Source organism: Anabaena sp. CCY 9910, from assembly GCF_963920875.1.
GTDB classification, from domain to species: domain Bacteria; phylum Cyanobacteriota; class Cyanobacteriia; order Cyanobacteriales; family Nostocaceae; genus Trichormus; species Trichormus variabilis.
The window spans coordinates 58,317-71,729 of the sequence record NZ_CAWUDJ010000030.1; the positions used below are offsets into that span (position 1 = coordinate 58,317).

Below are 13,413 nucleotides of genomic sequence, written 5' to 3' on the forward strand. Positions count from 1 at the left end.
AGCATATCAATTTCTGGCACATTTAGAATAAGGGTTATGAGGATAAAGGCTTTGTATTACCCTGGGGATAAAAATCTATGAGTATCGCTCAAGCTAAACGCTTCACCCTCGATGAGTACCAAAAACTCACGGAATTGGGCTTTTTCCACGAAGATGACCACATTGAGTTAATTAACGGGGAGCTTATACAAATGGTATCTAAGGGTAAAGCCCATGAGACTTGCTTACGCAACCTATTACGAGAACTGCCTAAATTAGTTGGTGATAGGGCTACTTTACAATCCCAAGCCCCGATTACTTTACCGCCTAACAGCGAACCAGAACCGGATTTTGCCATTGTGAAAAACCGAGATGACAATTATCTATCTGCTCACCCTAGCCCTGATGATGTGTTGCTAGTGATAGAAGTTGCTGATTCTTCTTTGAGTTATGACCAAGATATCAAAATACCTCTCTATGCTAAAGCAGGTATTGCGGATTATTGGATATTCAATTTATTTGATAATTGTTTAGAATCTTACAGTCAACCTTATCAAGATAGCCAAGGAAAACACGGATATCTTAATAAGAGAATTGTCTTACCTAATCAGGTGATATACTTACCATGTTTCCCTGATTTATCTCTGGATGTAAGTAGAATATTGCCTATAAAGCCAACTGTTTAAAGGTTGTATAAATTGTGTTGACAAGCTTTTTATACTATGTAAATCTAGTCTTAGACAGCAATTATAACTGCCTAAAGTTACTGGTTTTTGATGTTGTCTCAGCAGCAGAATTCCTAGTTTCCTTCCCAGTTTTGTGCCATCCTTTCCCTTAAGTATTGATTTAATTAACTCCATCTCCAACAAAATGATAAGCTAATCGGGAAAAATATTTAGGGGAGAAGATGATACAAAGCTCCGCAGCAAGCCAGGAATTCTACGGCTGAGACATGAATCAAAAAGAAGTAAGTAAAAGATTGTGGCTAGTAAGGAAAGACTTTTTGAGTATGCTTCCTTACACAAAACTATGCTTTTGCTAAATATGTGATTGTAATGCTGTCCAGTAACCCAAACAATACTGGATAACTCCAAATGTCAGATATTCTTCCCATCTCAAACGAACAAAAAACCAAGAGCAAAAATATAGTTGCGCTTGTGTGTGATTATCAGAATGTTCCATTAACACCAGATACAGCTAAGTTATTGCTGGAATTTGCTACATCAAAAGGACGATTAATTCACAAAAATGTCTACTACAATTCACAAAATGAAAGTCAAGCTGCTGCAAAATCCAATCTAGCCAGCCTAAATTTTGATTTGATTGATGTTCCTTGTCCTTTAAAGAATAGTGCTGACAATCAATTGATAGCTGATTGCCTAGATTATGTTCATAGAGATATGTCACATCACACATTTATTCTTGTATCAGGCGATGGAGATTTCGCAAAATTGGTGAGTAATCTACAAAAATTAGAAAAGTATGTCATTGTTATTTCTCAATTCGGTAATGTAAAAAAAGAACTGAAAGAGCTTGCTGATGAGTTTTACTTTATAGAAAAGTTAAGCCAGGAAATTCAGCAAGAGACTCAACATCAAAACACTTTTGTCCAATCTCCAATTGCTTATAATGAAGCTATAAAGTATCTAATTGAGGCAATTAAATCTGCATCAGTGCAAGGTAAGGACACAACCTTTTCATCCATTGACAAATTAATGCGTCAGCGTTGTCATCAATATCAGGGATTTTCATCTATCTGCAAAAATGATGGCAAGAAATTTAAAAACTTTAGTCAATTCGTTGATACTGCTGTCAAAGATGGTAAAGTACAAAAGCGTAATGAGAAATTGTTTTTAATTGAGTTAGACAGAATACCTGCTTAAATTCAATTATAAAAACCCAGTTTATTTGCTTAACTGAGTTTATTTAAAACCGCCACTATTGCGGTTTTTTTATGTTTAAACATACTAGCTAGCATTTTTCTATTTCTCAATCTTCTCAATAGTTAATTACTGCAACAATCGACATAAAAAAATGCACAAAATTCTAATATTTCATGATGAGAAACTTTTACGCCGCGCCCTTACCCACCGTTCTTATGTAAATGAAAATCCAGAAGAAGGCGAACATAATGAACGCTTAGAATTTCTGGGTGATGCGATATTAAATTTTTTAAGTGGTGAATATCTCTATCGCAGTCACCCTGACAGGGGAGAAGATGAATTAACGCGACGGCGTTCAGCGCTGGTAGATGAAAAACAACTAGCAAAATTTGCTATTGAGGTAGGCTTAGATTTTAGAATGCGCCTGGGGAAAGGTGCTATTCGAGATGGCGGCTATCAAAATCCTAATTTACTTAGCAGCACTTTTGAAGCGGTGATTGGTGCTTATTATCTAGATAATAATTCCAATATTGAAGCCGTACGCGCAATTATAGAACCTTTATTTGAATCTGTACCCGAACAAATTGTAGTTGTTCGCTCTAATGTAGACTCAAAAAATCGGTTTCAGGAATGGGTACAACGCAACATCGGCCCAACTCCTCCCAAATACTTAACAAAACAAATAGGTGGTCTTTCTCATGCCCCAGAGTTTCAAGCTAAGGTTTTGGTAGGGGAAAAAGAATATGGGGAAGGTATAGGTAAAAATAAAAAAGAGGCTGAGAAAGCAGCAGCCGAAAATGCTTTAGCTAATTTGAACAAACAAGAATTATTGCCATGAATATACTCGAATATACCTGCAAGATATATTTATCATGATGCTGTCAAGAATACCTTAATCCGTCTTTCGTTACTCTTGATAGCGGGTTTTGGTGGGCAATGCCCACCCTACATTTTTGATATTTTTCTATCTGGAAGTTACTAAATAAACTCAATTAATTTTTACTCAACAAACCACCGTCTAATTAAATCCACCTGGAAACGATAACCATCTGCAACTTCTTCAATTAACTCTCGTTGTAATAATAGTGGAATCGTTCTTTCCCAAACATCAGGAAACTGTTGTGATAAAGTTTGCTTGCTAGCAATTCCCCCCTCCCCTTGAGCTGCAATTAAACGTAAAACCTCCCGTCCGTTTGTATCTACTTGGTTATTTTGAATATCAGCAAAGAAAAAGCCACCACTCCGTAAAGCTTCTGGTACTGCTGCTTCCACATCCGCTAAACTTGCCAAGCGGCGGATAGAGGGGTATTGCTCATTTTTCAAGACGATAATTTCCCCGCAGAGTAGCTGCACTAAGAATGGATGACAACGGGTAAGTTGCAAAACTCGCTCAACTGCGTCTGGTTCATAGCGGAGGGTAAAATCTTTGACTGGATGTTCAATTAATTGTCGTGCTTCTTCTTCCTTTAAATAGGAGATATGCACCACTTGGACGTTAATTAAATAACTAGCCCAACGCTGATATTCTTTGATGGTATGAGAGCCAGCTAATAACATTTTAAAGCGGGGACGATGTTGAATTAAGTGGCGCAGCATCCCTAAAACATCTTCTTCATCGAAGCGTTTTTTACTAATAGCAGCGTCTAAACTTTCAAACTCGTCTAACATTAGCAAAGCGGTATTTTGTTCAAGCACTTGTTCTACTTGGTCTAGCCATTCATCAAACCGTGTAAAGGGGTCATCGGCTAATGTTTCGCGTGTAATTTTTGGCAACGTTAACGCGCTTTGTGTTTTGGCGGAAGTTGTCATTCCTCTAGCTAGGTTGTAGAGAAAACCTGTGTAGTCATTAGCTGATGAGGGTGCGCCTTGTAAATCTACAAACATGGGGATGATGGAATTGGGAAGTAACTTCCCGATGTTGTTGAGGAGAGAAGTTTTGCCCATACGTCGTTGACCATATAGCAGTAAGGGAGGACGACGGCGGTCTAAAAGTAATTGCTCAATACGTGTACCTATATCAGTCCGACCCGTGAAAATTGCTTGCTCTAGTGTCAGGGGTACGCCAGTGATGTATGGTGAGTCAATTTCTTGGCGTAGTTCCGTGGCTTTAACCAGTTCCTCTATATAGTTGGTAATTACATCACGCCAACTTGAGACTATGGGACGGAAACGGACTGTGTATTTGTCACTGCTACGAGTAAATTCCTGTAAATGTCCATTTAATTTATCAGCAACATCTCTGAGGAGTAGGCGCTGGTTATATGTACTGTTTTGATTGAGTGCAGCATCTACATCTTCACTAATGCAGCTGAAAATACTGAGTATAGGGTTAACTGGACTTTGTAATTCCCCAATTTCTAGACTGCGGTGAAATTGACGGATAGTTTTGACATCTGTACAAGCTTGTAAATTGCGTGCATCTAGTTCAATTTGTACAGCTTGTGCAGCCCAACGCTGAGGACTAGTACTCAAATATTCTAGGGCGGCTTTGCCTTCCACTGGGTTATGTTCGATGACAAAAAGTAGATGCTTATCTAAGCCTGGTAAATGTAAACGTTGCCATTCATCCCAGAAAGCGGAGTGATAACGAAATAAACAAGGGCTTTGAGCATTACGTATCTTTTCTAATCTATATAGTAAAAAATTCCATACTCTAAGAAATGGAAACGATATGATAGGTCGCCATGAGTTGATATTAATTCCCAAGCCTACCGCCACGTATGCCGCCACGAATACTGCCACGCCTGCCGCCACGTCCAACGTCACACCCAACGCCACACCGAACACTATGCCGAACACCATGCCCAACGCCACACCGAACACCACATCCAACGCCACACCGAACACTACGCCGAACACCACGCCTATGGCCACGCCGAACTCCACATCCAATATCACATCCAAAACCACGCCCATCGCCACGCCTGTCGCCACGCGCACAGCTATATATGTAATTGGATCACCCAGTACCCACAGTACCAAGCCCAAGAGTAAGTTAGCTAGGATAGGTAAAATCAAGTAACCTTGAATTATCAGTCGCCATAGAGCAGAGTTTCGCCATCGCCCCCCTTGGCTGATAAAAGAAGTTAGAGATGTATCTGTGGCTAATATGGGGTCGATACGCTGCAAGTGGTTACGCCAAGCTGCGGGGCGGAAGAATAACCAGAAGAGTAATTGCAGGCTACCCAGTATTAAATTCGGGTGCTGTTCGGGTGCATCGGTGTAGGCGTTGCAGGGTATGTTGTTAGGCATTTGATTTGCCTGTTTGGGTTAACAATAGTCTATATCAGTCCATTAACGCGCGCGCTTGGACATCGAGGAGGTTGGGATTGCTTCCCTTCGGTCGCAATGACAATTACTAGGACTAGCAACGTGCGAGCGCTTGGATATATAGAGGGTTGGGATTGCTTTCCTGCGATCGCAATGACAGGTTTCAAGTCATTGCGAGGAGGAACGACGAAGCAATCGCCATAACTATGGCTACCAACGCACGCGCTTAGACATCGAGGGGGTTGGGATTGCTTCGCTGTGATCGCCATGACAATGACTAGGACTAGCAACGTGCGAGCGCTTAGACATTGAGGGGGTTGGGATTGCTTCCCTGCGATCGCCATGACTCATGCTTGTCATTGCGAGGAGGAACGACGAAGCAATCGCTGTGATCAGGGTTGCCAACGCACGCGCTTGGACATCTAGAGGGTTGGGATTGCTTCCCTACGGTCGCAATGACAATGACTAGGACTAGCAACGTGCGATCGCTTGGACATATAGGGGGTTGGGATTGCTTCTTTGCGATCGCCATGACTCATGCTTGTCATTGCGAGGAGGAACGACGAAGCAATCGCTGTGATCAGGGTTGCCAACGCACGCGCTTGGACATCTAGAGGGTTGGGATTGCTTCCCTACGGTCGCAATGACAATGACTAGGACTAGCAACGTGCGATCGCTTGGACATATAGGGGGTTGGGATTGCTTCTTTGCGATCGCCATGACTCATGCTTGTCATTGCGAGGAGGAACGACGAAGCAATCGCCATAACTATGGCTACCAACGCAACGCGCTTAGACATTGAGGGGGTTGGGATTGCTTCCCTGCGATCGCAATGACAGGTTTCAGTCATGGCACAACCTATTTCCCAGTTTATAAGTCATCATATAAATCTTTCCATTCTTCATTAATGCTATTAACTAAATCAATTTTCTTTTGTCTAGAACCTGCTTTAATTTGTTTTTCTCTACTAATGGCTGTATAGGCATCATCAAATATTTCATAATAAACTAATTTATTAATATTGTATTTTTTCGTAAAACCTTCATTTAATTTTTCTTTATGTTCATAAACTCTTTTTTTTAGGTTATTAGTCATTCCTGTATAAAGTACAGTATTATATTGATTGGTCATAATATATATGTAATATTGCTGGCTCATTGCAGTGCTTCCCAATCCTCGATAGCTACAGCAGGCTCAAATGGGTCATCATAATGAATGACTTTTCCCCGTAAAGGGTAAGGATTAGAGTCTGAAGGTTGAGAAGAATTTTCTAAGATAATGATTTCTACAGCTTCACCTGCCTGAAAGGGTAAATCTTTGATAATTAAAGTCCCGTCTTCAGTTAATGTTGTCTCAATTCGATGTGCTTTCATAGTCGCTCTGCTAATTATGAATCCAATAAATCAGTAAATGGTTGTATTTGTCTTAAACTTTCCTCACGCCAGCTATCATCATTTTCGCCTTCTTCTAGAGCAAATAATCTTTCTCGACAGAGAATTTGTAATATTAGTGGTTGGTATTGGCTGTGAGTTAATATCCATTCCACATCTTCATCAGGAAAAGGTATTGGTGAACTCCCTATTAATTCTCGTGCTTCAGCTTCAGTTAATGCTCCTATATTTGCACTGTAAGCAAAAATATTGAAAAATGGTGAGTCGTGTCCTGCGCTACGAGCTAAATTACTTGGTAATTCGGGGCTAGATAAAACAAATGCTAAATTACCCCGTGTATGATTGGTTGCTAAAGACCGTAAACTGTTCCAAAAACTATCATCTAACTCTGGACAACGTTCTAAAACAACGCCAATTTCATCTAATAAGATGACTGTGGGAAAAGATAGGTTTTCGCTGACTACATCCATGAAATGATCTAAATCGCATGGCGTTGGCACTTTCATCTTTAATGATTCTAGGATGTATTTTAATAGTCCTTCCCGGCTTTGCATTCGTGCGTCTTGTAAGTCTACAAATACCCATCGGTAGTTTTCTGGATGTGGTAGCCAATCAGATGTCTGGCTAGGACGCAGTTTTTCTGGGGGGGTGGTGGTGATGTTTTTTAGGTAGTGGAGTAAAGAGGTTTTACCACTGCGCTTTTTACCAATAATGGCGGCGTTTTGCAGGGGATGGCGTTTGAGGAGGTTAAACAGGCGCTTTAATTCTTTCTCTCGTCCAAAAAAGTAACGCGGTTGGGTGATGGGTGCGCCAGTGATAAAAGGTGATGCTTCCCCGTTAGTTGGTTGAGTTTCTAGTTCTTTATATGTAATTTCTTGCCAATCTAAACCTAACTTAGTACAGAGTTCTAGAAAATTCACATAGTCAATTGGTTTGCCGGTGAGAAAGCTTTTGACTGTGGATAAGCCAAGCATTGAGTCAGTAGCCAAAGATTGCTGGCTGGGATAGCCATTACGCCCAAGTGCTGACTTTACTTTATTAATATACTCTGGTGCTACCCGAAGCGATCGCGGCATTACTCCCCATAAAAAACTACTGAGAGTATATCAGTATTTCATACCACATAAGCTGTATTAATAGTGATTGAGCGCCTCAAACGTCTGATAACCTAAACTCATCTAGATAAATTGAGAAAGTCGTCTATTAGCGAACGCTTGCTCAACCTAATACTCAACCAGCCTCATCTTTAAATGAGAGTAACGAGTTAAAGGTCATCCAAATGAAACGGGTATTGGGAATCCTGCAAGTTAGTCTACTATTTTCTGGGGTGGTTATGTGCGGTACAGTTACTTACGCAGCAATTAATATGGCTACTGGTCAATACAAGGTGGAGATTGTGGTCAATGATAAGGGACTCAATATTAAGTCAGATATTGACAAGAGAGAATGCAAGATAGATTTAACGAATACTCAAGCAATGCAAGAGAAAGACGCTGAACAAAAGCAGTTGAATTAAGGGTAAGTCAGGGGTGGGGAGTTAATCGCTTCTCACTTTTGACAAATAGAGTGGACTGCACTCACATTGTTATTATACTGGAGATAATCGGTGATGCGATCGCATCCTTGCTGCATTAAGTCATCTAAATCTAGATTCCACACCATTACCCCAGCGTCTTCACCACCACTTAGCAAAGTTTTACCGTCAGAACTGAAAACAAGGCTGTTGATTTTACCTGGATGTCCGAAGAGGGTTTTGAGTAATGTGGCGTGGGGAAGATTCCACAGTTTGATGGTGTTGTCTGCACTACCGGAGGCTAAAATTTCACCGTCGGGGCTGAAGCTGATGCTAGTTACGCCGTCTGTGTGTCCACTTAGGTTATTGATGAGTTTTCCATCTGTTACTTGCCACAGTTTGATGGTATTATCCCAACTGGCAGAGGCGAGGGTTTGGCTATCTGGGCTAAATTTTACTGAGGCGATCGCTAAAGCGTGACCTGTGATATTTTTGATTAATTTGCCGTCTGTCTGCCAAATTTTCACTGTATTATCAGCGCTACCTGATGCGAGGAATTGACCATCAGGACTATAATCGATGCTTATCACTTCGTCATTATGTCCTGTGAGGGTGCGTAATAATTGACCATTATTTATCTGCCATATTTTAATAGTTTTGTCGGCACTTCCAGAGGCAATTGTTTGATTATTGGGATGGAAAATCAGGCTTGTAACTCTATCTTTGTGACCAGTTAATGTTTTAATTAACTGCTGAGTTCTACTATCCCAAAGTTTAATAGTGTTATCAGCGCTAGCTGTGGCTATAGTTTTACCATCATGACTATAACTAACGGCTGTAATAATATTTTGATTTGTTTGAATTGTAGACAGTGATGAACGAGCTAATTTTTCTTTGTGCCAAATTGTTATATTGCCATCCCAACCCGCCGAGGCGAATGTTTTACCATCAGGATTAAAGCTGATACTATTAACATTAGATGTTTGTGATTTTTGATAATTCAATTGCCAGATTCTCACGGTTTTATCGTTACTGGCTGAGGCGATGAATTTATTATCAGGGCTAAATGTCACATCTCTGATTTGTTCGCCACGTCCGGGAATTGTTTTAATTGGCGTACCGTCTACTTTCCAAACTTTTATAGTGCTATCAGCAGCAGCAGAAACTAGAATTTTACTATCAGCACTAAAGTTAATGCTGTTAACTTGTTGATTGTGTGCTGCTATCGTTTTTAAAAATTTACCTTCTGTATGCCAGAATTTGATAGTTTTGTCGCCACTGGCTGAAGCAAGAATTTTACCATCAGGACTAAATTTAACACTGGTAATACGTTCCTTATGTCCTGCCAGAGTTTTTATTAACTGACCATTTGTTGCTTGCCAGAGTTTGACTAAATTATCTTCGCCACCGGAGGCTATAATTTTACCGTCGGAACTAAAGCTGATAGAGTTTACCCAGCCATTATGAGCATTCCATGTATTAATGATGCTGCCATCAAAGCGCCATATTTTTATAGTTTTATCTAAGCTACTAGAAGCGATAGTTTTACTATCTGGACTGAAGACTACATCGGTAACAATATTTGTGTGTCCAGGGAAAGTTTTGATTAATTGTATACATTTTTGTAGACTTTTTAAGGTTAAACATGAAGTGTCAAAGGCATAAAGTTTAATGGTATAATCAGCGTTAGCAATAGCAAGATATTTACCATTTGGGCTAAAAGCGATCGCTGTTACTCTTTTTTGGGATGCTGCGATAGTCGTGATTAATTGACCATGTATATCCCAGAGTTTTACCGTCCTGTCGTCACTAGCAGAAGCTAAAACTTTGCCGTCTGGACTAAAACTCACGGCGTTGACTTGTTGAGCGTGACTTTGCAAGCGGTTAATTTCTTGAGTGTTGGCAATGGCTTGTTGAAAAGTGGCAACTGTGGCTATTTGTACATCTTTTTCTGGTGCAAAAACTTGTTTTAGTTCTTTTCCTGCTTTCACACTAGCAATAATAGCTTCTAACTGTTGATTCGATAATAGCAGCGCCTCCGATGAAGCATTTAAAGCGGTTATTTCGCGCAACTGGGCGGAGCGTTTTTGAAAATAGGCGAAACCACCGAAACCAGTAGCGGCGATACCTAAAATACTGATGATAGCTACAGCCCTTTGGGCTTGGCGGAGTCGCTTTTTTTGTTCTAATTGTTGTTGTTGTCTGGCGGCTAAGCAAGCGGCGATGAAATTCTGGACATCTTGAGATAATTCATCGGTGTATTTGATGTAAATTTCTTCGGCTTCCGCTAGGCGGATACCTTGTAATAAAAAATCTGGTTGGGCGTGATGATGTTTCCACAATGCCGCAGCTTGTTCAATTTGACGCTGCGATCGCAGTCTATTACGATTTTCCTCCAACCACCAGCGCAAGGTTGACCAGTGGCGGATAAGGATTTCGTGGGCGACTTCTATTGTGATTGGGGAAGGTGGGGTTCCCTCTAGAGATAAAGGGTAATAAGGAGTAGGGAGAGATGAGGAAGTTCTACTTTGTCCTGCTTCTACCTTGCTTTCTTCTTCTAAATTCACTACTACCAACTTCGCAGATATTAACGCTAAGAGGGTTCTTTCAATTAAGTCATCAGCATATTTTTTGACTACCAACTCAGATTTCAACACCCTGCGTCTGGTGTCTTCTGTTCCTTCGCCTAACTGTGTGAGTGAGAGAAAAATCCACCGAGCGCATTCTTGGGCTTGTGAGTCTAAGCTTTCGTAAACTTCCTGGGCTTTGCGTTCTAACGCGCCTTTGATACCACCGATTTGCTGTTGATAAGCTGACAAAGTTAACTCACCAGCTTGGCGATGTTCCCACAATTGTTCTAAGACAAACTCTAATAGTGGTAAATCGCCAGCTGAGTGGTTTAACTCCTGTAAAAGAACTTCTACTAACCCTGCTTCTACTTTTAAACCCACTTGTTCGGCTGGTTCAACGATGACACGGCGATAGTCGTCATCACTCAAGTTGGGGGGAACTAATATATTGGATTGCTGCAATAAGTGAGCTAGTGCTGGTACTTCCAAGCAGGCGCTGATAAAATCTGCTCGCACAGTTATCACTACTTTAAACTTATCAGAGGCATATTCCACTGCCCCCAGTAGCAGTTCTAAAAATCGCTGTCTGTCTTCATTGGGTGCAAGGGTGAATAATTCTTCAAATTGGTCAACCACTAACACCACCATCGGTTCTGGTCGGCTACGTAACCAGTAGACGAAGCCTTCTACACCCTGGTAGAGCATGGCTTCTAGGTGGAGGATTGGGGACTGGGGGACTAGGTAAATTTTTTCTCCCCTGCTCCCCTGCTCCTCTGCTCCCCGCTCTTTTTTTTGAATTTTGAATTTTGAATTTTGAATTGTTTGCTCCCCTGCTTTCCCCTCTCCCAAGCGGTGCGCTAAAGCTTCTAGGGGACGTGCGCCAGGACGGATGGTTTTAATTAGCCATGAATCACTACCGGGTAATTGTTTTCCGGGGCGGAGTTGAGCAATTAACCCTGCTTGAACGACGGAAGATTTACCGCTACCGGATGCACCGACGACAGCTAAGAATGATTTGTGAGCTAGTTGGGAAATTAACTGTTGAGTTAGAGATTCTCTACCATAGAAATATTGAGCATCTTCTTCGCTAAAGGCTCTTAAACCGCGATAGGGGCAAATTTTTAAATCTAAGACGGTTTGTTTTTGATTTTTGTATGCACTATTGCTTGATGGGATGATTTCCATTACACCTTGCGTACCCGACAGCCATATATGCAGTGGGATAGAAGGGTTAATTGGTGTTTGTGCTGCTAGATGGATTTGTAATTGGTTTATCCAGGCGGCTACTGATAAACCAACGGGTGCAGAAGCAGTTTTTAAAGTGGCGATGAGTGCTTGGGCAAAGATTTCTGGGTTATTTTGGGGACAAGCCGCAGCAATGATACATTGTCCTGTATCTGAGCTAAGTTGTAAGTCTTCTGTCCAATCTTGCAGAGATAGACTGTGGGTTCTGGCTGGACAATCTAGGATGATGATTTGTTGGGTGACACAAGAACGGCGTAATTGTTGCCTTAACCAAGAACGACTTAACCAAATATCATGGAATAAAACTAATGCAGCTTCTCCTGTAGGGGTTTCTTCTAGTCGTCCACGCAGATATAACAGGACGGTAGCTGGTGCTTCGGATGTGTATTGCTTTAGTTGATTTTGAGAACGTAGACAATCTTTAATAGTTTCACGGATATTTTGGGCAGTTGTTGTTGCAGAATGAGTTAGATATTGTAACTCAAATGTTCCGGCTTGACCCAAGACTTTACTAAAATCTAATGCTGTTTGTGAACCGATAATCCCCTCAATGACTAAGGCTTTTCTTGGGGGAATTAATTCAGCGATCGCCTGCATTCTCCCAATAATTATTTCCCCAATTCCTTCGACAATTCGCTTTGGTGTTTGTAGAGGATATTCACTATAAATTTCGGTATCTCCCTTGCCTCGTTTCTGTTGATTGATCAACCTTAGTTGTTGATTTATTTTATCTATATATTGTAGTGTTTGGTAATAAACATAACGATATAAACCATCAGCCGAAATTATCCCTTGATTATCAGCCGCTTCACCACGCAAACCCCGCATCAAATAATATGTAAATACCCCATGACCCAGTTCGGGAAACTCCCATGATTGCTGGTCTGTATCGCAGGATAGTAAAGCGTAAAATCCTTGACTTTTGGCAGCCCGTTGTTTTAGAACTGCAACTAGTTGGGGTGTGGGATTCAATCCACGCAGTGTCATTCCGCCACTATGACAAGCATCAAGCCAAACTAACTGATTTTGAACGCCACTATGACTGAAAAATTGTAATAATTCTTGAATGGACAAACCTGTATTTTCTAAGTCATCTTTTTGTGTATCTGCCAAACATAAGTATGCTTGCTGCGTCTTTGCTTGCAGCATTCCGTGACCGGAGAAGTAGAATAAGATAGTGTCTGTAGGTTGAGCAGATGTAGTAATTTGTTTTAAACTGGTACGCACATGAGTTAACAACGGTAATTCCGCAGCAAAATCATGATAGATGTTAATTTCTTTTTGAGAAAATTGCTCTTGGGTTGCACTAATTAAAGCTTCTGCCAATACCTGACAATCAACTGCTGAATAACGCAATGATGGTAATTGCTTATCCTGGTATTCATTAACTCCCACTAATAGTAACCATAATTTTGGAGCAACAGTTTTTTGGCTTTGGTTTAAACTACTAGTAGCAACAGCACGAGGCATATTTTTAATTAGTCAGTTATCAGTTGTCATTAGTCATTGGTCAACAGTCAACAGTCCATAGTTATTCTTCTTTGCTCCCCCTGCTCCCTGCT

The 13,413-nt window shown here is 40.9% G+C and carries 11 protein-coding genes; 5 read left to right on the forward strand and 6 right to left on the reverse strand.

Going from position 1 to position 13,413, the window contains the following annotated elements:
• The first annotated feature begins 77 nt into the window (after window positions 1–77).
• The 3 genes from ACM5QX_RS20255 to rnc all read left to right on the forward strand — a co-directional run bounded on the left by ACM5QX_RS20255 (window position 78) and on the right by rnc (window position 2,700).
• Window positions 78–665: a Uma2 family endonuclease gene (locus ACM5QX_RS20255; RefSeq protein WP_414755151.1), complete on the forward strand. Its 588-nt coding sequence runs from the start codon at window positions 78–80 to the stop codon at window positions 663–665.
• A gap of 408 nt (window positions 666–1,073) precedes the next feature.
• The gene (locus ACM5QX_RS20260) at window positions 1,074–1,862 is read left to right on the forward strand and encodes an NYN domain-containing protein (RefSeq protein ID WP_414755152.1); all 789 of its coding nucleotides are present in this window, start codon (window positions 1,074–1,076) and stop codon (window positions 1,860–1,862) included.
• 151 nt (window positions 1,863–2,013) lie between these two features.
• Window positions 2,014–2,700, forward strand: a complete 687-nt coding sequence (gene rnc / locus ACM5QX_RS20265) for a ribonuclease III (RefSeq protein WP_414755153.1) — start codon at window positions 2,014–2,016, stop codon at window positions 2,698–2,700.
• 161 nt (window positions 2,701–2,861) lie between these two features.
• Here rnc and ACM5QX_RS20270 read toward each other — a convergent pair whose 3' ends face one another.
• Window positions 2,862–5,114 (reverse strand): AAA family ATPase, encoded by a 2,253-nt coding sequence (locus ACM5QX_RS20270; RefSeq protein ID WP_414755155.1) that lies wholly within the window; start codon window positions 5,112–5,114, stop codon window positions 2,862–2,864.
• A 479-nt stretch (window positions 5,115–5,593) separates the two neighbouring features.
• Here ACM5QX_RS20270 and ACM5QX_RS20275 point away from each other — a divergent pair, with 479 nt between their 5' ends.
• The gene (locus tag ACM5QX_RS20275; protein WP_414755156.1) at window positions 5,594–5,746 is read left to right on the forward strand and encodes a hypothetical protein; all 153 of its coding nucleotides are present in this window, start codon (window positions 5,594–5,596) and stop codon (window positions 5,744–5,746) included.
• Here the strand turns inward: ACM5QX_RS20275 and ACM5QX_RS20280 are convergent.
• Genes ACM5QX_RS20280 through ACM5QX_RS20295 form a run of 4 tightly spaced genes read right to left on the reverse strand, consistent with a single transcriptional unit; the run spans window position 5,743 to window position 7,599 of the window.
• Complete coding sequence (locus tag ACM5QX_RS20280) at window positions 5,743–5,982, reverse strand: hypothetical protein (protein WP_414755157.1); 240 nt, start codon at window positions 5,980–5,982, stop codon at window positions 5,743–5,745. The two genes, ACM5QX_RS20275 and ACM5QX_RS20280, sit on opposite strands and share 4 nt — an antisense overlap.
• 20 nt (window positions 5,983–6,002) lie before the next feature.
• Window positions 6,003–6,290, reverse strand: a complete 288-nt coding sequence (locus ACM5QX_RS20285; RefSeq protein WP_414755158.1) for a GIY-YIG nuclease family protein — start codon at window positions 6,288–6,290, stop codon at window positions 6,003–6,005.
• Entirely contained in the window at window positions 6,287–6,505 is a 219-nt protein-coding gene (locus ACM5QX_RS20290) for a hypothetical protein (protein WP_414755159.1), read from the reverse strand. Before ACM5QX_RS20290 ends, ACM5QX_RS20285 begins: the two co-directional genes overlap by 4 nt.
• 14 nt (window positions 6,506–6,519) lie before the next feature.
• Window positions 6,520–7,599 (reverse strand): TniB family NTP-binding protein, encoded by a 1,080-nt coding sequence (locus ACM5QX_RS20295; RefSeq protein WP_414755160.1) that lies wholly within the window; start codon window positions 7,597–7,599, stop codon window positions 6,520–6,522.
• Window positions 7,600–7,802: 203 nt separating this feature from the next.
• Here ACM5QX_RS20295 and ACM5QX_RS20300 point away from each other — a divergent pair, with 203 nt between their 5' ends.
• Complete coding sequence (locus ACM5QX_RS20300; protein ID WP_414755161.1) at window positions 7,803–8,039, forward strand: hypothetical protein; 237 nt, start codon at window positions 7,803–7,805, stop codon at window positions 8,037–8,039.
• Window positions 8,040–8,071: 32 nt separating this feature from the next.
• Here ACM5QX_RS20300 and ACM5QX_RS20305 read toward each other — a convergent pair whose 3' ends face one another.
• Window positions 8,072–13,321, reverse strand: coding sequence for an eIF2A-related protein (locus tag ACM5QX_RS20305; protein ID WP_414755162.1), 5,250 nt, complete (start codon window positions 13,319–13,321; stop codon window positions 8,072–8,074).
• Between the last annotated feature and the right edge of the window lie 92 nt (window positions 13,322–13,413).